The organism is Photobacterium sp. HL06 (assembly GCF_059552575.1).
The window spans coordinates 931,661-952,379 of record NZ_CM183914.1; the positions used below are offsets into that span (position 1 = coordinate 931,661).

The following is a 20,719-nucleotide window of genomic DNA, read 5'->3' on the forward strand; positions in this document are numbered from 1 at the left end:
GTGGGTGATATTTGCGAGGAAGGTCGCAATGGTGCCATTTAATTTCAGAGAGTTGCAGTTTCTTAACCATCAGGGCTATCAAGCCCCTCCGGTATTTTTCCCTGCCCATTTTTTGCCAATGATTAAAATAGGGGCAAGGATACAAATTGAAATGACGAACCACTGGAAGTTGTTGACCCCGGCGATTGCACCTATCTGGGTTTGCAGCTGCCTGCCGATTAAGCTTGCCACCTGAGCCGGAGTGGCTTCTAGCATGCTGTTTTGCAGTGCCTGAGCCATGGCACTTTGGTAGTGAACAAAAGTGCTGTTGGTTGCGTTAATGTTCTCACCGAGTACATTCATGACACCTGAGGCTTCTTTGCTCATCAACCGGGAGAATAAGGCAATCCCGGCAAGACCGCCTAATGTCCTGAATAAATAGAAGAAGCTAATTCCCTGGGGGATGTGTTTTTTATCGAAGCTGGAAAGGATGGAAATCGTCACCGTTACATTGAGCACGCCGACGCCAAAGCCACGTAACAACAGTGCCAACCACATGTCGCTTTCACCGCTATAGGCATTGCTGGTAGAAAGGAAGGCGCTGGAAATCAGGATCATCAGTACCCCGATAGGGATCACAGCATCTGGCTTTAATCGTGGGTGGTTGCTGATCCAAATACTGACCACCAGCCCCAGTAGCATCGTGCCAAAAGCGGGAAGCTGGATCCAGCCCAGCTCACTGTGGCTGTACTTCAATACGCCTGCGAGGTAGCTGCTGATCAGCATCGATGTTCCGAGTACGGCAAACCCTGCCAATGCACCATTGTACATTGAGACTTTGTTTTTATTTGAAGTCAGTACATCTGCTCGGATGTATTCACCGTTGCCCCACTGCTTTTTGAAGGCCATTACGGTGAGCAGGAGTAGGACTGCTGTTATTGAGCTGGCATCAATGATTTCAGGGCTGTCGAACCAGTTATAAAACTGGCCGCGCATCAAAATAAATACCACGCCCGAGATCACCGCTGTTATCAGGCCTGCCTGGAGCAGGTTGAACGAGATAGGCTGTTTTTTCTCGGCATCAGCTGGAAACTGACGTAGCCAGAGCCAGGCGATCAATGCTAGGTAGAAGATAACCTGAATGGCGAAAGAAAATTGCCAAAGGCTGCTTTCAGCCAACTCGGCTAAAATCCATGGATAGACCCCAAAAGGCAAAAGGGTAGTCATAAGCAGCATGCAGCCTTCGGCATAAGCGATGTCTCGTAGTGTTAAGTTCCTTAATACCAGTATTTGTGCGGACACGAGCATGGCACTAGCAGCGATCCCGTGGCCAGCCCAAGCCATATAGTGGGCTGGAATGGAAAGAGTGAAGCTACTTATTACTGTGCTGGTTAGGCCGATAACAGCGCCAGCAATAAAAACCCTGCTTGCCCCGAAGCGATAGCTTAGCCAAGAGGCGAATGGCAGCGTTATCAGCTGAGCAAGGATGTAGAGTATGTTGAACCAGGACGCATCATCGGCTGAGAGACCTAAGCTACCCGCCATCTCTGCAGAGCTAGCGCCATAAATGGCAGATGTAAGGCCGAATGGGATCATGGCCAGCGAGACCAGCAGGATCAGTTCGTAGCGGCGAGCCATGTTTATACCCCTGTATTATGGGTGTTTACTGTATTTTTCGTGTGCACAATCACTTCGGCAGAAAGACCAGGGACGACTCTGCCCTTGAGAGCGGCAGGGATCGCCAGCTGAATTTTGACCGGTACACGCTGAACCACCTTAACGAAGTTACCTGTCGAATTATCAGGGGGAAGCAGGCTAAACTGGGTGCCGGTTGATGGAGAAATTGTCTCTACCGTTCCTTTGAATGGGGTATCAGGAAACATGTCCAATACCACCTCAACACTCTGCCCTGGCTTTATATTGGTTAGCTGGGTCTCTTTGTAATTGGCTTCAAGCCAAATATCATCGACAGGCACGATGGCCAGGATCCCCGCACCGGCTTTGACAAACTTTCCTTCCTGTAGTGAACGATTACCGACGATGCCACCAATAGGCGCAATGATTTTTGTGTCTTCCAGCGCCAGCTCGCTAAGTTCCAGCCCGGCTTTTGCCTGCTGTTGCTGTGCCAGTAATTGAGAGCGCTCGGTATGCAAGGTTTTAAGCTGTTGCTTGGCCGCTGCCAGCTTGAACTTAACGGCCTCTAGGTTGGCGCTGGCTTCGGTCGCTTTGTTTTTTTGTAAGTCGTACTGGGTTTTGCTAACAGCCCCGGTTTTCACCAGCTTGGAGTAACGCTTTAACTCTCTTTGCTGAAGGTTATTGTCGGCTTTGGCAACATCAAGGTAAGCGGATGCTTCTTTGATCTTCACTTGCTGCAGATCAACCCGCGCCAGGTTATTTTCTAGTGTCGAGTGTGCCATTGCCAAGGCGGCCTGAGCCTGATCCCGGCGAGCTACGTAATCGCGATCATCAATGACAGCCAAGACATCTCCCGCTTCAACCATCTGGTTGTCTGTGACAAATATGTTTGTCACCCGGCCTGAGGCCTCAGTGCTGATCTGGGTGATTTCGCTATGGATATAGGCATTGTCGGTTTTTACCTGGCCGGCCTTGGGAGCGAAGGTCCCGTAGATTGCGCATCCGGAAACCGTGAGGGCTAAGGCGATGATGCTCACTTTGATCTTGGATTTCATATCGTATCTTCTCATGACTTATCGTACCGTACTGAACAGTACGATAAGTTATTTATTGTTTTCAGATCAAGTTATATTTAAAGCCTTATCATGAAAATACTGATCCTGAAGGCAGCAATAGTGACGTTGAATTCAATCGATAGACTTAAAAATCAAGGCATTAATTGCGTGAAATGAAGTGAACTGTTCTAATGTAGCCGAGATCAAGAGGTATAGAAATGCGTCCATCAACCCTGAAAAAACAAAAAAAGATCATTGAAGTCGCCACTAAGCTGTTCTTTGAGCAAGGCTATTCTGAAACTAGTTTGGATCAGATCATCGAACAATGCGGTGGCTCCAAGCAGACTCTTTATCGATATTTTGGAGACAAGAAAGGGATCCTGGTTGAGGTGATCACCCACTGCACCGAGGAGATGGAAGCGGCTTTTCAGTTCGACTCTGATGATGAGATCCCGTTGGAGGATGTGCTCACCCAATTTGGCTTTGAGTATATAAAGGCGTTGTGCTCTCCGGAATTACTGAATATGTACCGGATCATGGTAGCTGAATCTCGCCATGACAAAGAGCTGGCTAAATTTTTCTTATCACGCGGCCCGCAACGCATGCTTCTGTTGCTTGTTGATTATATGAACAGTCAGGCTGAACAGGGCAAGCTGAAGCTCGAGGATCCTAAAGTGGCGAGCATACAGTTACTTGGTTTGCTAAAAGGAGATTATTTCCATGAAGCGTTGGTAGGCATGGATATTCCAACCGAGCAGGAAATGAAGCTGCATGCAGTGCAGGCTGTGAAGTGTTTTTTACGGGGCTGCGAAATTTAGGGCTAATTATTTAACATATTCGAACTAGCGAAGGCTCCAGAACCCATTTCACCTGAGTTTTTTATGCCAGCTGGTGGGTGCGCTTGGGGCAATGTATAGCTCTGTTAATGAAAGTGCTGAGAGTGGTCACCATACTTGCTTCTGGTATATTCCCAATGCAAATATTGTGATCTTTATCTATATTTACTGAAAATATTGTTCGTCCTGTCAATAAATTACATGTTGTATATCACAACTATTTCTCGCAACTGTTACCATAACGTTTTGGGCTTATTACATGGAATCACGATGAGAGAAGTTGAATTTAGGACAGTTGATCGCCTGTTTATCAAAATGTCTATCAATGACAAATTCTGGGTATTGTTTTTAGCAATAGCTGCTGTCGTTATTGGTGTATCTGGCAGCCAGTATTATTCTGCAGTGTCCCGCATCGAAGCGGCTTCTGTTCTGCGCGTTCAAGCGCAGGTTGAAGCATCGGTGAATACGTTACTAGCGGCAGGGCTGAATGCTAAGCAGCAAGAGCAGGTGCTGGCGAAGCAGAACATCAAGCTGGTTTCTTATTCGGCTGAATCAACACGTGAAAATGATGTGATCACGGCCTCTGCGCCAATGCAGGGTCGGCAAGGTTACGCAGTATTAAGCCAACCTGTAGATTCGGCTGAAACCGAAGCCAAAGAGCAGGCATTCTCCCATTTTGTTTACTCATTACTGACCTTGGCTCCGATTGCGTTGATCTGTTACTGGCTTGCGACCTTCCTTGGTGGTGCGCTGTGGGTGATGCACCAGGCCACCCGCCGAATCGCCGAAGGTGATTTGACTTCCCGCCTTGGTTTTCATGTTGGCCGTGATGAGTTCGGTATCATCGGTTTTGAGCTTGACCGTACTATGGATACCCTCAGTGAGCTGGTCGAAACAGTCAAAGGCAGCTCGGCTACCTTGCATAATACGGCGTCGACATTCGGCCAGGAAGCGCAGAACTCTGAACAGCAGATCAACCAGCAATATGCCTCGGTAGATTCTGTAGCAACAGCAATGGAAGAAATGACGGCGTCGGCCAAGGATATTGCGAGTATTGCGGTACAGACTACCGAGCAATTTGATGCCGATACCGAGAAGCTTCAGCAAAGTAACGAAAAAGTACAGAGTGCTATTGTGGTTGTTACTAAGCTGTCGGAGCAGACAGATGCCGCATCGGCAACAGTCGCTAGCCTGAATGAGAAAGCGACTGAAATAAATGAAGTGATCACCACAATCAACGCGATTTCCGAGCAGACTAACCTGTTGGCACTGAATGCCGCCATTGAAGCGGCACGAGCAGGTGAACAAGGGCGGGGTTTTGCCGTGGTTGCCGACGAAGTTCGTACCTTGGCTGGACGTACCCAGCAGGCGACGGTCGAGATCCAGGCAATGATCGATAAGCTTCAGGCTGAAACCAATGGGATCTCGCAGATTACCTCAGAGACGCTGGAGCAAGCCTACCAGAGCCGTGAGATGATCACCGAAATTGGTACTGATGTGAATTATATTGCCGAGTCATCGAAACTGGTGATGGATATGAGCGCCCAGATCGCGACGGCAGCAGAGCAACAAACTGCAGTTGCCAATGATATCGCTTCCGAGCTGCACGATATTCGCAATCAATCGAGCGTGATTCGTTCTGCTACTGAGCAGTCTGTTACCAGCGTGCAGGAATTGTCTGATGCTTCTCAGACATTGGGCCGAATTCTGGAAAAATACCGAACAGCTAGTTAAGCTTTCGATTGAGAGCTAACACGATAAGAAATGCCAGCCTGTGGAAACAGGCTGGCATTTTTGTTTTGGCTAGAGAAAACGTCTAGTGTTAATAGCTATTTCAAATCATCCATATGCCAAATTGTCACGTAAAATGTAGGGGTTTATGCATAGTTAGTATGAACTGAGTCACTGCAGGAATTTAGGTTGCTTGCTAGTCTGAATAGGTGACCTACAATTTTTCGTCTGGTTACAGCGCGTTAATACATGATGTATTTACAGAGGGGACGGCTTATGAATATTCAGTTGACAATAACCATTGCGGGTCAGGATCACCCTCAATTGATTAATCAACTTGCAGCTAAAACCCATGAACTGGGAGGTAAGTGGTTAGTCAGTAAAATTAACCGCTTGGATAACCAGATTGTTGGTCTTATCAAGGTTGATATTCCGGCAGAAACGGCGCCAATGCTCAAGCAGGAGTTTAACCGCTTTACTGATCTTAACCCTCGAATTATCGAGGCGCCTCAGCCGGCATCTCCTGGCAAGGTTGAACAGATAAAGTTGAAAATAGAGTCGAACGATCGTCCAGGTATTGTGAATGATATTACTAATATCCTGGATGATATTGGCATTGATATTATAAAAATCGAAAACTACCGGCTAGGTGTTCCGGATCTTGGCCAGACCCTATTTTTTGCTGAGCTGATGGTGGGTGTACCGAGTGGAGTGAATGTCGAGCAGATGCTGGAAGCTGTCCAGCAGGTCGAAGATGGTATGCGGGTTAATGTGGTCGAGTGAGTTGCGGTAGCTTTATTGAAATAGCGTTATAGAAAAGAAAGGCTCACGTGTGGTGAGCCTTTTTGTTGTGAGAATTAATAGCGCCTGCTTCCGTCAGGCAGAGTACGAAGAATACGCATCACCCACATGTATTGCTCAGGCTGCTCTCGGATCATTTCTTCCAGCACCTGATTCATAAAGCAGGCATCGGCGTATTCGTCGCCGGATGGAAAATCGGTCAGCGGTGCCTGGATCTTGATTTCATAGCGCCCTGTTTCCATATTGAAAGACGGGAATACCGGTAGCACCGCGGCATTGGATAGCTTGGCCAGCTTACCGACACCTTTTACTGTTGCTTTCTCGTGGCCAAAGAATGGGGCGAAAACGCTTTGTTTAACCCCATGATCCTCATCGGGTAGGTAATAGGCCAAGTAACCTTCTTTGATTGATTTTAGGTAGGGCTTGATGCCTTGGCTGCGCTGATAGATGCGGCCACCAAACTGCATACGCTGCAGGTTCATCAGCCAGTCGGCGATTGGGTTCTTCTGCGGGCGGATCATTGCGACCATCGGCATTTCTTTCGCTGCAAAGTATAAGGCGGTGAAATCGATAGCCCAGTTGTGCGGCACCAGCATAATAATGTTTTTATTTTGCGCTCTTAGTTCCTGGAGATAGTGCTCACCGGTGACATCATGGTTGTTGAGGACAAAGTTCCGCCCCTTGATAAACGGCTGGGCAAAGCCAAGCAGGACAGTACCGGCTGTTGCGTAAGAGCGTTCAAGCAAGTTCATTTGCTGCTCTTCCGTTAATTCAGGAAAACATAGCTTGATATTGATGAGTGCCCGTCGTCTGGCACGATTGTTTTTGGATATAAAATACTTGGCAAGACGCGTTGCAATAACCGCCTTGATACGATGCGGAAGCACGGACAGCAATAGGGCAAAGGGTAGCCCAAGCCAGGTCAGCCAGTATCTAGGGTGGAGAAATGAAGAGGTAAAAACAGGGTTGTACTCGCTGTACGTTTTGTTGCTCATGCTGATAAATCCAAAGATGCCTTGTGGGTGCCAGCGAAGTATGATCCGCTAATCCTAAATACTATGAATAAGTCCAATTTAACAGTGCAAAGCGATATGCTGTTCAAAAAATAAACCTATCCTGAGTATTATTGGAATTCTATTCGTTAAGGTTGAGTTCGGAATTGTAAGTCTTATCGGGCTGGAATCAAGCCTTACTCAAGGCAATACCCGTTTCTTTGCCATTTTGCGGTCTTGACGGGTTCTATAATGCTATCTGACGTTGTAGATATTTATTGTGTGATAACGTTTAATTCTTACCTTCGGTATATTGCTGAACGACACTATTTGCCAAACTGAGCAGGAACATTGATGAAAACTGTATTTGCCCACCGTGGTATTCCGACTCTGGCTCCAGAAAATACGCTTGCAGCCTTTGCTCTGTGCCAGCAACACGGGATCAAGTGGATTGAGTGTGATGTCGACATTCTGGCTGATGGCACTGTGGTGGTTTCCCATGATGATACTCTCGATCGATGTACCGGCCATAGCGGGAGTTTGTATGAGCTGACAGAAGCGGATTTGGTCGGTATTGATGCGGGGAGCTGGTTTCATGATGATTTTATTGGCGAGCCGATCCCGACCCTTGAGCAGCTAATTCAATTAGTTAATCAACATGAGCTCAATCTTAATGTCGAAATAAAATCATGTAGTGCCGGGTGGGCGATGACAGATACCTTGCTCAATAATGTCATTTCTGCGTTGGAAAAATTGGATGCAGGGCGGGAGTTGATTGTGTCGAGCTTTGACCATTCGGCACTGGCGGAATTTAAGCGTCGCCGTCCGCAAACAGCAGTAGCTTGCCTATTTGAAAGTGACAATATATGGGATGACTGGGAGTCAATGCTGCAGATCTGCGAAGCTGACTATATCCACCCGGCGGACAAAGGGCTGAGCCAGGATATGGTTGCACGGTTTAAAGCTGCTGGTTACAAGATCAATGTTTATACCGTGAATGATTTAGCCCGCGCCAATCAACTGTTTAACTGGGGAGTCGATGGTGTCTTTACTGATATTGCCCACCGTTTTCCGTCCAAATATAAGCAGCGGTAAGCGGGTAAAAAAACGGCATTGCGACAATAACGGCTGCAAGTCAAAACTGGCTAAATAGCTAGTGGTGATTGTTATCATGAATGGTAGAGAAAGCGCAGGTATTGACCTGCGCTTTTTTGATCAAAACTCTTTGTTCATTTTTACTAGATAGCTGAGCAGGTTTTGGCGCTCCGTTTCATCTAAGCCGGCAGTAATATCCTGGGTTAGGGCAAGATGCAGGTTATCGTGCTCCTGGTACATTTCTGTCCCTTTGCCCGTTAACTCGACAAGAATTGAACGGCGGTCTGATTCATGCGGGCGACGCTGAATCAATCCGGCATTGACCATTTTATCAACCTGAACAGTTAAAGTGCCGGTGGTTACACCTATTTTGTCTGCCAGCTCTTTCATGCGCATGGCACCATGTACACCAAGAATTTCAACGATATGTACCTGGGGCAGGGTAAAGCCCTTGCCGCGGACGACAGATTGTTCCCAGGATGACAGCTTTTCGTAAAATTCGATAATTGTATGGTTTAACTGTTCAATATCTTTCATTCAATAATCCGTTGTCAGTGCAAGTCCTGACACCTGTTCACTTCAATGGTCAGGTGACTGAGTTTATCGAAATTTTCCAGTAATTGCTTGTAATCCTGTGCAGGTTTCGGGGTATGGGTAACCAGCGAGATCAAGGCCGCGTAGTGGTTGGCGCTGACTTTCCAAATATGAATGTCACTGACTTTGTTGCCTGCATCGGCTTCAAGGGTATCAATAACTTGTTGTTGGTAAGCGTCATCAATATTGCCATCAAGCAAAATCGGGCTGGTTTGTTTCATTAACCCCCAGGCCCAGCGGGTAATGATGACGGCACCGACGATCCCCATAATGGCATCAAGCCAGTGGAGGCCGTAATACTTACCAAATAACAGTGCGATGATGGCCAGCAAAGAGGTCAGCGCATCGGCCAAGACGTGGAAGTAGGCGGCTTTTAGGTTGTGGTCATGATGATGGTGATCATGGCCATGGTGATGGCTGTGACCGTGATGGTGGTCATGATCATGGTGGTGATCGTCTTTTAGCAGGAACACGCTGGCGATATTCACGGCTAGGCCGATTACGGCAACTAAAATAGCTTCATTGAATTGAATAGATTCTGGAGAGAATAGCCGCTGTACAGATTCGATTAGCATCAGCAAAGCGACCAACCCTAAGGCGATAGCGCTGGTGAACCCGCCTAATACGCTGACTTTTCCTGTACCAAATGAAAACGCCCTGTTGTCGGCATGCTTACGTGCATAACGGTAGGCAAAAATGGTGATCATAAAAGCGGCGGCATGGGTGCCCATGTGCCAGCCGTCGGCCAGTAACGCCATAGAACCAAACAGGCTACCGGCCGTTATTTCAGCCACCATCGTGATAATGGTGAGCCATAATACCCATAGAGTGCGTTTTTCTCCCTTGGGGTTTGTTGATACAAAATTATGTGAATGTTGCCACTGGCTTAGAGTCTGGGAATGCACGTATTGCCTCGAGTGAAGTAGTTTGAGTTTATTGTAGTTTGGTGTTCAAACTATAATTTCACCATATAGTTTGGATATCAAGGTAAATTTTACAATGTCATGCGCACAGCAAGATAAAATGATCGATATTGGCTATGTTGGTGAGAGAAAATGAACATGCATGATGATCAGGTTGGGAACATCTCTGCAGTCGCTGGTACGCCAATGGACTATTCCGAAGGTTTATATCAGGTCTATTTTGAAGTCGGTGAATATGAAGATATGGCGCTGAAGATATTGCTCCCTATCCAGGTGATCCCTGAAGTGGTGAGGGCGTTGGTCGCTGCTAATATTGCTGTGTACCAGGTGGTGCGGCAAAGCAAGGCGTGAGGCGTGATGTTAGGTTTGAACTAATAAAGGGAGCCAAAGTCGTGGCTCCCTTTAAATCTATTATTTCAGTTTATTATAGCTAGCGCAGGATCGTGTTCATTTTCATTCCGGCTTCGGCATGGCCTGGAATGTTGCAAGAAAGTTCAACAAAGTTCTGCCCCATGAAATGCCAACCTAGCTCCGCTGTTTCACCCGCTTGCAGCGTAATAGTGGTGCCGTCTGAGTGTTCCATATTCGGCATTGAGCGCATCATGGCACGGTGCTTGTCCTGCTCATCAATACTGCCAACTGAAAATTCGTGGGGCATTTGGCCATTATTAGAAACAACGAAGCGGATTATTTCGCCTTGTTTGATATTCAATGCTGGTGAGAAATGCATTCTCATGTCGTCAGTCAGGCTGACATTGATAGTTTGTGTTGCCTGCTCTACAGGTACAGGCATGCCAACCGCAGAGGCCATTTTCCCGTGATGCTGCATGTTACCGTGATCCATTTGACTATGGTCGACTTGAGCCTGGCTCATTTGGCTGTGATCCATTCCCGCGTGTTGGCCAGAGGCTAATGCAGCTGTAGCTGTAAACAGTAACCCTATTGGTAGAAGTTGGTATTTATTCATTTTGTGTTCCTTTCGATTGTTTTATTCGAGTAATAACTTGCGATGGCGAAGACCAAACGGCGGAGCAAGTAACTGAATATACCGCTCAGACTGACTCTTATTGTTTCAGCTGATGACTGACTTCTTTCCATAGCTTGAATACGGCTGGCAGTACAACGAGTGTTAGCAGCAACGCTGAGGCCATCCCCCCAATCATTGGTGCGGCAATACGCTGCATCACTTCGGAGCCGGTACCTGAGCCATACATTATCGGGATAAGGCCGATGATCACTGTTGCTACCGTCATCATGACTGGCCGTACACGCATGCCGGCCCCTTCTTTGATTGCTTCAGCCAGATCTGCCTGGGTGAGTGATTTTTGCTGTTGTTCGGCCTCAAGCTGTCTGTAGTGCCAGGCTTGGTTGAGGTATACCAGCATGATCACTCCGATTTCGACGGCAACCCCTGCCAAGGCAATAAAGCCGACCCCGACGGCAATCGAGAAGTTGTAACCGAGGATTTCCATCAACCATAGGCCACCGACCATCGCAAGCGGTAGGGTACCCATGATCATCAGTACTTCACCCATTCGACGGAAGCTCATGTACAGCAGCATCATGATGATGGCGATTGTGGCTGGCACGACGACGCTTAGGCGTGCTTTCGCACGTTCCATATACTCGTATTGCCCAGACCAAACCAGTGAGTATCCAGCAGGAAGTATCAATTCTTGGGCGACTTTTTGCTGAGCGTCTTTAACATAAGAGCCTAAGTCACGGCCATCAATATCGATGAAAACCCAGCCGTTGGGACGAGCATTTTCGGTCTTGATCATTGGTGGTCCGTCTTCAAAGCGAACATCGGCGACATCCGCTAAGGCAATGCGTGCACCATTTGGTGTTACCAGCGGCAAGTTTTGCAGTTTGACCAGCGAATCACGGTAACTCTGCGGGTAGCGGACGTTAATTGGGTAACGTTCCAGCCCTTCCACTGACTCCCCGACATTCATACCGCCAATAGCCGTACTGATCACCTGTTGGATATCTTTGATACTTAGCCCGTAACGTGCCGCTTCTCGGCGTTTGATATCCATAGTGATATAACGGCCGCCGGCAACACGTTCGGCGTATACAGAGGCCGTGCCCTCAACGTCTTTGAGCAGAGTTTCCAGTTGGGCACCGATCCCTTCGATTTGTTTGAGCTCAGGTCCGGCGATTTTGATCCCAATCGGCGTCTTGATACCCGTTGCCAGCATGTCGATACGGGTTTTGATCGGCATTACCCAGGCATTGGTCAGTCCCGGGAACTGGATCAGCTGATCCAGTTCCCGACGAAGGCTCTCACTCGTGACACCTTCCCGCCACTCTTCCTGAGGTTTAAACTGGATAAGGGTTTCAATCATAGTCAGCGGTGCCGGATCGGTTGCGGTATCCGCTCGGCCAATCTTGCCCCATACCGTTTTTACCTCCGGGATTGTTTTGATGAGCTTGTCCGTTTGCTGCAGCAGCTCACGGGCCTTGCCAATCGAAATACCCGGGTAGGTGGTCGGCATATACATCAGATCGCCTTCATCCAATGGCGGAATGAACTCGTTGCCCATTTTTTGCACCGGGTAGTAGGCTGAGGCCATGAGCGCGAAAGCAATCACGATGATGATTTTTGGGAACCTCATGCTTAGGTTCAGCAAAGGGCGGTATAGACCAACAACGGCACGGTTGACCGGGTTTTTATGCTCGGGTAACACCTTACCCCTGATAAAGTAGCCCATCAAAACAGGGACTAGTGTGATAGCCAATCCTGCCGAAGCTGCCATGGCGTAGGTTTTGGTAAAGGCCAGTGGCGAGAACATTTTGCCTTCCTGGCCCTCAAGGGCAAAGACAGGGATGAAGCTCAAGGTGATAATGATCAGCGAGAAGAATAGAGGAGTGCCGACTTCTTCTGCCGCTTTTCCTATCACCTGCCAGCGATTTTTATCGGTCAGCGGGGTGCGTTCGATGTGCTTGTGAACGTTTTCTATCATTACAATAGCACCATCGACCATGGCACCAATGGCAATCGCGATCCCGCCCAGAGACATGATATTGGCGTTAATGCCCTGCCAGTGCATCACGATGAAAGCGCTGAGGATACCAATGGGCAGGCTGATCATGACCACCAGTGATGAACGGAAATGGAACAGGAACAGGGCACACACCACGGCGACCACAATGAACTCTTCCAGCAGTTTTTCGTACAGGTTTTCTACAGCGCGATCGATCAGGCCTGAGCGGTCATAGGTTGTTACAATTTCAACACCTTCAGGCAGGCTGCGTTGGAGCTCTGCCAGTTTGATTTTCACATTCTCGATGACTTCACGGGCGTTTTCGCCAAATCGCATCACGATCACGCCCCCGACAGCTTCTCCTTCGCCGTTAAGCTCCGAGATCCCGCGGCGCATTTGCGGGCCGAGGTTGATATCAGCGATATCACCCAGTAGCAGCGGGGTACCTTTTGCGGTCACTTTCAATGGCAGGTTTTTGAGATCGTCGATTTCAGAGATATAGCCGGTTGCACGAACCATATGTTCGGCTTCGGCCACTTCTACCACTGATGCCCCGGCTTCTTGGTTGCCTGCCTGGATGGCCATATTGATCTGTTGCAATGTCAGATCATAGGCACGCAGTTTGGCCGGATCGATTTGTACCTGATATTGCTTTACCATCCCACCGACGGTGGCGATCTCGGAAACCCCCTCAACCGTTTGCAGCTCATATTTCAAGAACCAGTCCTGCAGGCTGCGCAGTTCGCTCAGATCGTGCTGGCCTGTCTTGTCGGTTAGCACATAGTTGTAAATCCAGCCCACACCCGTTGCATCTGGCCCCAGTGTCGGTTTGGCACTCGAAGGCAGGTTCGGTGCAACCTGGCTAAGGTACTCCAGAACCCGCGAGCGAGCCCAGTACATGTCGGTATCGTCATTGAAGATAATGTAGACGTAGGAATCACCAAAGAACGAATAACCACGGACCGTTTCAGCGCCCGGGACGGCCAGCATGGCGGTGGTCAGTGGGTAGGTGACCTGATCTTCTACTACTTGGGGAGCCTGCCCCGGGTAGCTGGTCTTGATGATTACCTGGACATCAGACAAATCTGGAATTGCATCAATAGGGGTTTTCTTGACGCTATACAGGCCGGCTGCGACCAGAAATACGGTGGCGATCAGAACCAGAAAGCGGTTTTTGATTGACCAGCGGATAATCGCTCCGATCATTGTGCACCTTCCTTAGTGTCATGATCCATGGTGCTGTGATCAACGGCTTTGGGTGAAGATTCGGGGGTTATCCGACTGACGGTGTACTGGCCGTCATCGTTTTTTTCCATCAGAAATCGTATAGCCTGGCCGCTGACAAGCTGGGTCAGATCACTGTCATCACTGACGGTAAAATCCATGGTCATTGTCGGCCAGCCCCAGGCATCGACAGGTGCATGCTCGATGGTCAGCATGTTGTGGTTAAGCATGACGCTGCGTACAGTGCCGGTTGCAGCGACTTGATTCATTGCTGCAGCTGGTTGAGTTCCCGCGATACGGCTCAAGTCGGCACTCTGGCTTGATTCGGAATCAAGCATGAAGTGAGCAGACGTAACAACGCTATCTTGTGCTGACAACCCTTGGGTTACTTCTACCATGCCACCGGCAACACGGCCTGTTTCAATTCGGGCTGAGCGGAACTTACCTTCACCAAGCGCCAGTACGACACGGGTCATATTGCCTGCGCGGATCACCGCCTGATTAGGTACGGCTATGACGGTTTCATCACTACGTGGTGTCATGATCAGGCTCGCGAACATATTAGGCTTGAGCTCACCATTTGGGTTGGGGAATTTTAGCCGAACCCGAAGCGTACGGGTTTTGGGATCCAAAATCGGGTAGATGTAATCGACCTTGCCTTGCCAGGCTTTCCCTGGCAGGGCATCAATTTTCATGTCGGCCTCAGTGCCAGGCTTGATCCAGAGAGCCTGGCGTTCAAAGACTTCTGCATCCACCCAGACTTCGTCGAGTGATCCGCCACTAATGACAGTTTGCTGTGGTGACAGGTAGGCACCGTTGCGGACATTTAGTGTAGCGATGACACCATCAGCCGGGGCTTTAATTGCAATATTTTGTCTCGCTTTGCCACGGCGTAGCACATCATTGATCTGGCTGTTATCAACGCCAAGAGATATGAGACGGTCTTTGGCCCCTTTAACCAACACGGCTTTACCTATGCGTTTAGCATTAAGCAGCTCTTCCTGGGCTCGTACTAAATCGGGCGAATAAATCTCAAACAGGACATCGCCTTTTTTGACCTTTTCACCGATAGCATCCACATTGAGCTTTTGGATCCAGCCACTGATCCGGCTGTTGATCTGCCACAGCTGGCTTTCGTCAAAAGCGATGTAACCGACAGTATCAATTTCAGGTGTCAGGTTTTGCAGGCTGACTTTAGTGGTTTTAACGCCAAGGCTATTTTCGACCGCTGGTGATACCGAAACCGTACCAGCATCATCTTGGCTTCCTCCGGCCAAATCCTCTTCATACACCGGGATCAAGTCCATACCCATTGGCGATTTACCGGGTTTGTCCCGTTGGTAATTCGGATCCATGGGCGCAACCCAATAAAGGGGCTCATTGCTGCTGGAGCTAGCTGTTTGGCCATTGCTCGAGCCAGTTATCGTTGCGCCGTAATAACCCAAGACGCCGCCAACGGCGAGTGCCAATACGGCAACAGTCAGTGATTGTTTCATAATATTCCCTAAAATTTGTTCAGCATGTAGGCAAGGTTGCTATTGGCCAGTTGCAGGTCAGCATTGAGGCGTGCCTGCTCCAGTTCGATAGTGAGCTCTTCACTGGCTGCGCGGATATACTCATCCAGCTGGCTGGTATTGTTCTGATAGCCACGCTCAATTGCGTGGGTTTTTTCTTTAGCCTGGCGGAGCAGTGAACCTTGGTAACGAGCCAAACGTTGTTCGATGTTGCTGCGGTCAATTAATAGTGCACTTACCTTGGCATTCATTTGTTTGAGCATTAGGTCACGCTGTGATTTGGCTGCACCTAGCTGGTGCTGGGCAGAAGACAGCTTTTTATCTTGGCGCTTGTCGGTAAAGAGGGGCAGATCCAGTGTCAGGTATGCACTGACCAGATCAGAAGCGGGCCGCCCGTTCATGCCATTTGCCTGACGGTAGCCGTACATGACCTCGACACCAAACTGAGGCTGGTAGGATTCGTTGGCAATATCGACCCCGGTTTCGGAGCTTTTAATTAGCTCATCGACCACTTTTACCGAGGGATGACTGGCTAGAGCCTGGTAGTTATCACCCTGTGCAGTCGAAAGGTAAGCACTAAGGGCTGACCATTGAGGGTAGCCATCGGCCTTTACAGCCATTGCCCGGCTTCCTAGCCATTCTGAAAGCTGGGCATGGAGGCGTTGCTGCATTTGCTCGTTGGCCTGCAGTTTTTCGTCCATACGGCTGATCTGCAATTGTGCCTGGATGATATCTTGTGCCTGGTTGGCACCGACCCCATAGTTAGTCCCAAGGTAGTGCTCCAGTTCTTTAAATAGTGTTTGGTTCTGGAGCAATAGTTGACGGGCCTGTTGCTGATATGCGAGCTCGACCCACAGGGTCGTAATGGCATTTTTGATGTCCAGCTCGCGGACACCCATTTTCTCGCGCAGGCTATTGGCCCGCTGGGTGCTTTGTTTTTGTTGCAGCGCCAAGGTATCGCCTCGGCCGAATTGCTGCATCAGCCCGACAGAAATATTGGTCATGGGATCGTCGTCGAAGGCAAAGCTGTCAACCGGTAGCCCACCGACACCGACCTTGAGCTTTGGATCCATCCACTGGCTGGAAGCGACACCCATATCGACCATCGCATCGGCTTGGTACTGAAGTTGTTGTTTACCGGCGTCGTGCTCGATAGCCCAGTTTATTAGGCTGTTAAGCTCTGGTGTTGCCGCGGCAGTTGGTGCCCACGCGGTGATCAGAACCATGCCCAGCACAAGGGGCAGTATGCTTTTATGCATAAATACATCCACTACAAAGAGTAAGAATTGATTGGCTGGTTAACTGGCAGTGAGAGGGCTATGAATTAGCCGACCATCAGGCCAGGAAACAGCGTGTATTCACTTGCGGAGGTGTATTTACAGAATGGGTGGGCGAAACAGCGTTTCTGTTCGGGATACAGGATGAACGGAAGTCAGAAGAGGAATGAGGCGATTGCGCGGAAAGTCGGTAAAGGCGTCAATTCCAATTGGCAAATAGCTACTGTAAGGCTGGCAATGGGCGGAACTGCAGTCAGAACAGAATGATGACACTGTATCCGTTTGAGAGCAGCACTCAGATTGTGGTTCTGATAACAGATGTGCCGGCTGGTGGCATTTTTGGCTCGCAATATCTTCGCTTGTTAGCGTCATTTGATGCGCCGAAGCAGATATTGCAACCATGTTCATCTGATGAGTAGGCATACCAAAAACTGGCTTGGTGATCAGGCTGATCATCAGAACCAGGATGAAAGCGAGCAGATTGTCTGTGCTTCTTAGGTATGTCATTGCAACCATTGCTATTACATTGAGGTACGGTGAAAACTTTAAACCTTTCCCTTGGGGGAAGGTCAAGCTTCATTGTTAGTAAAGATAATCTTAGCAACCAAGCATCAGGAGAAATGTTCAATTGTGCAACAAAAAGAAATGGGAAATGGAAGTGGGTTGGTCGCAGGACAATATTGAATAGATGTTGAAAAGGCGATAAGAAGAAACGCCTCCCTTTTGAGGGAGGCGTTATTGCATTGGAATATCCTACGAAGAGTGAGGATTAACTTTCTTCGTTTGTGGTCACAACAGCATCTGTTGTGGCTTCAGCCTCTGGAGCAACGGTTGCACTTTTTACCGGCGTCGTTTTTTCAACGGTCGCGGCTGCTGGCGCCTGCTCGGCAGCAAGAAGCTGGGCAGATAGCTTGGCGACTTTTTGCTCAAGCATTGCAGTGCGTGCTTTCTCATCAATCAGCTCGCTACGAACTTTCTTCTGGGCAAGCATTGACTCTTGTTCACCCTGAAGGTTGTCTTTGATGTGTTTGACCAGGTTTTTACCCTGCTTACTGATAGCTTGGTCACGCATATCTTCAGCGCCAACGGCAAGGGTGATTTCTAGCAAAATCTTCTCGTAACTTAGCACATGGCGCTCATAATCCTTTTGAGGCATAGCTTTGAGCTTTTTAACCACGTTTGCGATTTGCTGGGCGTGCTTAAGCGAGAACATCGCTTCGTCGGCTTTGTCGATGATTTGGGCTGTTGCACGTGGTTCGGAAGCAATGAAGGCTTTTGCTGCCGTTACAGCGGCTGCGGCACTTGCCAGCGTTTCAGGCGCATGCATGCCCACTTTTGCTGTTTTCAGGCGTTTCAGTTCTTTTTGTGCGTCAGCCAGGTAGATTTTGGTAACCGTTCTGACTTCCAGCGCTCGCTGTTTGCGAACTAATTCTGGCTGGGCACTGATGGCTTTTTCTGAATTATCATTAGCCACATAGTCGACAAGCTTTTTAAGGCCTTGCTCTAACTGCTTAGCTGTTCTTGGATAATGTTTAGCGGCCTCGATAGTTTCTAGCTGATCACGATAATCGAAAGCATCTTCTAAAATGGTTAATACTTCAGCACGAATTGTTTCAGCTTTGCTGATGTGGGTATTGAATTTATCGATACCTTCTTGTGTAACCTGAAGGTTGGTTTTTGAACTAAAGAAACCACTGCTGCTATTGGCTTCTTCTGGGTCTAGCTCAAACTCAGCATAATATTCTTTGGCTTCAGCAAGTGCTTTCTTCGCTTCTCGCATTTGAACCGTGGCAAACCAATCTAGCTCGGCCTCTTTGGATGCTTCAAAAGTTTTTTCTGCAGATTCAATTGATTGCTTGATGCTATCAATTTGTATTGCAGTTTGAGATTGGTTGGTTTCCAAAGGAAGGCTAGCCGTTGAATCTGAGTCTGACGCACAACCTGACAGTGCAATGGCAGTAGCAAGTGCAGCGACTTTAAATTCCCTCTTCATGAGATACTCCTTGATGGTGGAATTAAACAATGACAATGAAAAAGCAGTTAGAGATCTAATAATAATATAAGCAGTCAGTATTCTAGATATATTTATACGTAAATTAAATCTTATAGCTCAATTATATGATTATTTTTTTTGAATGAGGGATAATTGATATTTAATTGACGAGAACATCAATTAAATGGTCATTATTTTGACGGGTTTTAGAGGGAGTAGGTAATGTGGGTGATGACACTTGCTTTAATTCATTATGCAATCACCAATATAACCATGAATATCTTCAGCAGCCTGAAACACAAGCTGCTGAGAGGGATGGTATCGGATTCTGTTGCTGGAAGAGCTAGCCATTATTGAGTTTTGCTTTGAGATCCTGAGTGACTATCTCTAATGCAGATATTGCAACTTCTGGTGATATTTCATTGCTCTCAAGTAGGTAAATAAGATCAACCGCGAGCTTAATGTCTTCCGGGGCTTCATCTAATGGGGTTGGGGATTTATTGTCTGTCATAATGACCTTTCACAATTTATTTGGAGTTAACGATGGATCTGGACAATATGTCTTTAGATAACCGAAGCTTAGCATAGTTTGTTTGATTGCAGCTTATGTGGGCTGATACACCGCTATAGCAGCGTGAAGCAGCTGGGCATGGAGTTCTACAAGTTGCTGGTGGTCTTGCCGATATCCGCCTCCAACGACAGCTGCAATAGGGATCTCGGCTTGCTGGCAGCGGCTGAGTACTAGGTGATCACGCTGAAATATGCCATCTAAACAGACATCAAAGTAGCCTAGCTCGTCACTTTGGTGAATATCGACACCGGCATCATAGAGGACGAAGTCAGGTTGGTGCTGGGCCATGGCCAGATTCAAAATAGCATCAAATGCCGTGAGGTATTCATCGGTTTTTGTATGTTTGGGCAGCGCCAAATCAATATCAGAATCGGGTTTGCGGGCAGGGAAGTTCTTATCGCAGTGAACCGAGAAAGTGATGATGTTGTCATCATTACTCAGTAGTGTTGCGGTACCATCGCCCTGATGAACATCACAGTCGATGATCATGACTTTATCGATATTATCGAGGGTAAGGGCATGCCTGGCAGCAAAAGCTAGATCGTTGATCAGGCAAAATCCACTGCCAAAATCGTGATGCGCATGATGATATCCGCCACTGAGGTGGATCCCCACCCCATATTTATTTGCCAGATCGACAGCCAGTCGGGTACCGGCAGTCGACATCAGTGTGCGGTCGATCAATTGCTGGCTCCACGGAAAGCCGATACGGCGCATCTTCGCGGCGGGCAAAGAGTTGTTAAACAGAGCGTCAATATAATCCGGGTGATGCAGGCCTTTTAGCTCATCGGCGCTAAGCGCCTCAGGTTGGCAGACCATGATCCCGGCTTGTTGATCTAGCTTTAGTTCGTCGATCAGATATTGGTACAGGCGACGATATTTGGAGATGGGATAGCGATGGCCGGCTGGCAGCTCTAGCTGAGAATAAATAGGGTGATAAACCAGAGGCAGCATCAGTTATCCTTTACGTTCCCGGAGGCTAATATCTTTTTCAATTTTGGCGAGTGCTGTACGGCAGCGAGATAAGCGTCCTTCAACTGCCAGAACCTCTTTTTGCAGCTTTTGCTGCTCAGCCAGGGTCGAGCAACGGCTCAGTAGCATTTCTTTATCTCTTTGCATCGCAGCGAGCCGTCGCTCCCAGTCTTGGTGCTGGGCCAAGTCTTGATACATTTCATGGATTGGACGTCGCCAGCCTAGCTTGCGCTTAGGTTCATTTTTACGTATCTGCTGGGTGGCTAACTCACGTTGTATTGCCTGGATCTGGGCGATAATTTTTTCGCAGATATGCAGAGTGCGTGATGCTTGCAGTTTCCCTGCTTTACGCTCGTTTCTCAGGGCCTTAATTTCACTGCGCACTTCTGTCACACAAGGGGTCAGCAGTTTACTGCGGCAGAAAAACAGTTGTTCATCAAACAGTGGGCGCGAAGCCTCACCGCGTTTTCGGTCGGTCTGCGCTGCATCCAGTGCTAATTGGTCGAGTATATTTTCTAAACGTTTTAGATCAGGCATTGT

General features: G+C 48.3%; 19 protein-coding genes. 5 read left to right on the plus strand and 14 right to left on the minus strand.

Annotated features, from left to right (window positions below; genetic code table 11):
* Positions 1-78: 78 nt before the first annotated feature.
* Both AC51G0_RS04650 and AC51G0_RS04655 read right to left on the minus strand, forming a co-directional pair.
* Positions 79-1,617, minus strand: coding sequence for an MFS transporter (locus tag AC51G0_RS04650; RefSeq protein WP_496300890.1), 1,539 nt, complete (start codon positions 1,615-1,617; stop codon positions 79-81).
* Between the two features lie 2 nt (positions 1,618-1,619).
* Entirely contained in the window at positions 1,620-2,669 is a 1,050-nt protein-coding gene (locus tag AC51G0_RS04655) for an HlyD family secretion protein (RefSeq protein ID WP_496300891.1), read from the minus strand.
* Between the two features lie 218 nt (positions 2,670-2,887).
* Between AC51G0_RS04655 and AC51G0_RS04660 the strand changes: the two genes are divergently transcribed.
* From AC51G0_RS04660 to AC51G0_RS04670, 3 genes are all read left to right on the plus strand, one after another.
* Positions 2,888-3,487 carry a TetR/AcrR family transcriptional regulator gene (locus AC51G0_RS04660; RefSeq protein WP_496300892.1) on the plus strand — a complete coding sequence of 200 codons (600 nt, stop codon included), beginning with the start codon at positions 2,888-2,890 and terminating at the stop codon, positions 3,485-3,487.
* Positions 3,488-3,775: 288 nt separating this feature from the next.
* Positions 3,776-5,239 carry a methyl-accepting chemotaxis protein gene (locus AC51G0_RS04665; RefSeq protein ID WP_496300893.1) on the plus strand — a complete coding sequence of 488 codons (1,464 nt, stop codon included), beginning with the start codon at positions 3,776-3,778 and terminating at the stop codon, positions 5,237-5,239.
* 273 nt (positions 5,240-5,512) lie between these two features.
* A complete protein-coding gene (locus AC51G0_RS04670; RefSeq protein WP_496300894.1) occupies positions 5,513-6,019 on the plus strand; it encodes a glycine cleavage system transcriptional repressor in 507 nt (168 codons plus the stop codon).
* A 74-nt stretch (positions 6,020-6,093) separates the two neighbouring features.
* On the opposite strand, the gene lpxM is transcribed toward AC51G0_RS04670, so the two are convergent.
* On the minus strand, positions 6,094-7,032 hold the full coding sequence (gene lpxM, locus AC51G0_RS04675; RefSeq protein WP_496300895.1) for a lauroyl-Kdo(2)-lipid IV(A) myristoyltransferase: 939 nt from the start codon (positions 7,030-7,032) through the stop codon (positions 6,094-6,096).
* A 351-nt stretch (positions 7,033-7,383) separates the two neighbouring features.
* Here lpxM and AC51G0_RS04680 point away from each other — a divergent pair, with 351 nt between their 5' ends.
* On the plus strand, positions 7,384-8,124 hold the full coding sequence (locus tag AC51G0_RS04680) for a glycerophosphodiester phosphodiesterase family protein (protein ID WP_496300896.1): 741 nt from the start codon (positions 7,384-7,386) through the stop codon (positions 8,122-8,124).
* Between the two features lie 120 nt (positions 8,125-8,244).
* On the opposite strand, the gene AC51G0_RS04685 is transcribed toward AC51G0_RS04680, so the two are convergent.
* On the minus strand, positions 8,245-8,661 hold the full coding sequence (locus AC51G0_RS04685) for a MarR family winged helix-turn-helix transcriptional regulator (RefSeq protein ID WP_496300897.1): 417 nt from the start codon (positions 8,659-8,661) through the stop codon (positions 8,245-8,247).
* Positions 8,662-8,675: 14 nt separating this feature from the next.
* Complete coding sequence (gene dmeF, locus AC51G0_RS04690) at positions 8,676-9,623, minus strand: CDF family Co(II)/Ni(II) efflux transporter DmeF (RefSeq protein ID WP_496300899.1); 948 nt, start codon at positions 9,621-9,623, stop codon at positions 8,676-8,678.
* Between the two features lie 150 nt (positions 9,624-9,773).
* Here dmeF and AC51G0_RS04695 point away from each other — a divergent pair, with 150 nt between their 5' ends.
* Positions 9,774-9,992 (plus strand): hypothetical protein, encoded by a 219-nt coding sequence (locus AC51G0_RS04695; RefSeq protein WP_496300900.1) that lies wholly within the window; start codon positions 9,774-9,776, stop codon positions 9,990-9,992.
* Between the two features lie 79 nt (positions 9,993-10,071).
* Here AC51G0_RS04695 and AC51G0_RS04700 read toward each other — a convergent pair whose 3' ends face one another.
* The 9 genes from AC51G0_RS04700 to priC form a co-directional block, all read right to left on the minus strand.
* Entirely contained in the window at positions 10,072-10,608 is a 537-nt protein-coding gene (locus tag AC51G0_RS04700; RefSeq protein ID WP_496300901.1) for a cupredoxin family protein, read from the minus strand.
* Positions 10,609-10,705: 97 nt separating this feature from the next.
* Positions 10,706-13,834 (minus strand): efflux RND transporter permease subunit, encoded by a 3,129-nt coding sequence (locus AC51G0_RS04705; RefSeq protein ID WP_496300902.1) that lies wholly within the window; start codon positions 13,832-13,834, stop codon positions 10,706-10,708.
* Complete coding sequence (locus tag AC51G0_RS04710; protein WP_496300903.1) at positions 13,831-15,348, minus strand: efflux RND transporter periplasmic adaptor subunit; 1,518 nt, start codon at positions 15,346-15,348, stop codon at positions 13,831-13,833. The genes AC51G0_RS04705 and AC51G0_RS04710 overlap by 4 nt, the downstream gene beginning before the upstream one ends.
* 8 nt (positions 15,349-15,356) lie before the next feature.
* A complete protein-coding gene (locus AC51G0_RS04715) occupies positions 15,357-16,625 on the minus strand; it encodes a TolC family protein (RefSeq protein ID WP_496300904.1) in 1,269 nt (422 codons plus the stop codon).
* 117 nt (positions 16,626-16,742) lie between these two features.
* On the minus strand, positions 16,743-17,150 hold the full coding sequence (locus AC51G0_RS04720) for a hypothetical protein (RefSeq protein WP_496300905.1): 408 nt from the start codon (positions 17,148-17,150) through the stop codon (positions 16,743-16,745).
* A gap of 262 nt (positions 17,151-17,412) precedes the next feature.
* Positions 17,413-18,636: a hypothetical protein gene (locus AC51G0_RS04725; RefSeq protein ID WP_496300906.1), complete on the minus strand. Its 1,224-nt coding sequence runs from the start codon at positions 18,634-18,636 to the stop codon at positions 17,413-17,415.
* Positions 18,637-18,979: 343 nt separating this feature from the next.
* Positions 18,980-19,150 (minus strand): pleiotropic regulatory protein RsmS, encoded by a 171-nt coding sequence (gene rsmS, locus AC51G0_RS04730; RefSeq protein ID WP_496301870.1) that lies wholly within the window; start codon positions 19,148-19,150, stop codon positions 18,980-18,982.
* A gap of 90 nt (positions 19,151-19,240) precedes the next feature.
* Positions 19,241-20,161 carry a histone deacetylase family protein gene (locus AC51G0_RS04735; RefSeq protein WP_496300907.1) on the minus strand — a complete coding sequence of 307 codons (921 nt, stop codon included), beginning with the start codon at positions 20,159-20,161 and terminating at the stop codon, positions 19,241-19,243.
* 3 nt (positions 20,162-20,164) lie between these two features.
* Complete coding sequence (gene priC, locus AC51G0_RS04740; RefSeq protein ID WP_496300908.1) at positions 20,165-20,716, minus strand: primosomal replication protein PriC; 552 nt, start codon at positions 20,714-20,716, stop codon at positions 20,165-20,167.
* Positions 20,717-20,719: the final 3 nt, after the last annotated feature.

Coding starts and splice junctions, on each gene's coding strand:
- AC51G0_RS04650 (WP_496300890.1), bottom strand. CDS start 1,617: ATGGCTCGCCGCTACGAACTGATCCTGCTGGTCTCGCTGGCCATGATC.
- AC51G0_RS04655 (WP_496300891.1), bottom strand. CDS start 2,669: ATGAAATCCAAGATCAAAGTGAGCATCATCGCCTTAGCCCTCACGGTT.
- AC51G0_RS04660 (WP_496300892.1), top strand. CDS start 2,888: ATGCGTCCATCAACCCTGAAAAAACAAAAAAAGATCATTGAAGTCGCC.
- AC51G0_RS04665 (WP_496300893.1), top strand. CDS start 3,776: ATGAGAGAAGTTGAATTTAGGACAGTTGATCGCCTGTTTATCAAAATG.
- AC51G0_RS04670 (WP_496300894.1), top strand. CDS start 5,513: ATGAATATTCAGTTGACAATAACCATTGCGGGTCAGGATCACCCTCAA.
- lpxM (WP_496300895.1), bottom strand. CDS start 7,032: ATGAGCAACAAAACGTACAGCGAGTACAACCCTGTTTTTACCTCTTCA.
- AC51G0_RS04680 (WP_496300896.1), top strand. CDS start 7,384: ATGAAAACTGTATTTGCCCACCGTGGTATTCCGACTCTGGCTCCAGAA.
- AC51G0_RS04685 (WP_496300897.1), bottom strand. CDS start 8,661: ATGAAAGATATTGAACAGTTAAACCATACAATTATCGAATTTTACGAA.
- AC51G0_RS04695 (WP_496300900.1), top strand. CDS start 9,774: ATGAACATGCATGATGATCAGGTTGGGAACATCTCTGCAGTCGCTGGT.
- AC51G0_RS04700 (WP_496300901.1), bottom strand. CDS start 10,608: ATGAATAAATACCAACTTCTACCAATAGGGTTACTGTTTACAGCTACA.
- AC51G0_RS04705 (WP_496300902.1), bottom strand. CDS start 13,834: ATGATCGGAGCGATTATCCGCTGGTCAATCAAAAACCGCTTTCTGGTT.
- AC51G0_RS04710 (WP_496300903.1), bottom strand. CDS start 15,348: ATGAAACAATCACTGACTGTTGCCGTATTGGCACTCGCCGTTGGCGGC.
- AC51G0_RS04715 (WP_496300904.1), bottom strand. CDS start 16,625: ATGCATAAAAGCATACTGCCCCTTGTGCTGGGCATGGTTCTGATCACC.
- AC51G0_RS04720 (WP_496300905.1), bottom strand. CDS start 17,150: ATGACATACCTAAGAAGCACAGACAATCTGCTCGCTTTCATCCTGGTT.
- AC51G0_RS04725 (WP_496300906.1), bottom strand. CDS start 18,636: ATGAAGAGGGAATTTAAAGTCGCTGCACTTGCTACTGCCATTGCACTG.
- AC51G0_RS04735 (WP_496300907.1), bottom strand. CDS start 20,161: ATGCTGCCTCTGGTTTATCACCCTATTTATTCTCAGCTAGAGCTGCCA.
- priC (WP_496300908.1), bottom strand. CDS start 20,716: ATGCCTGATCTAAAACGTTTAGAAAATATACTCGACCAATTAGCACTG.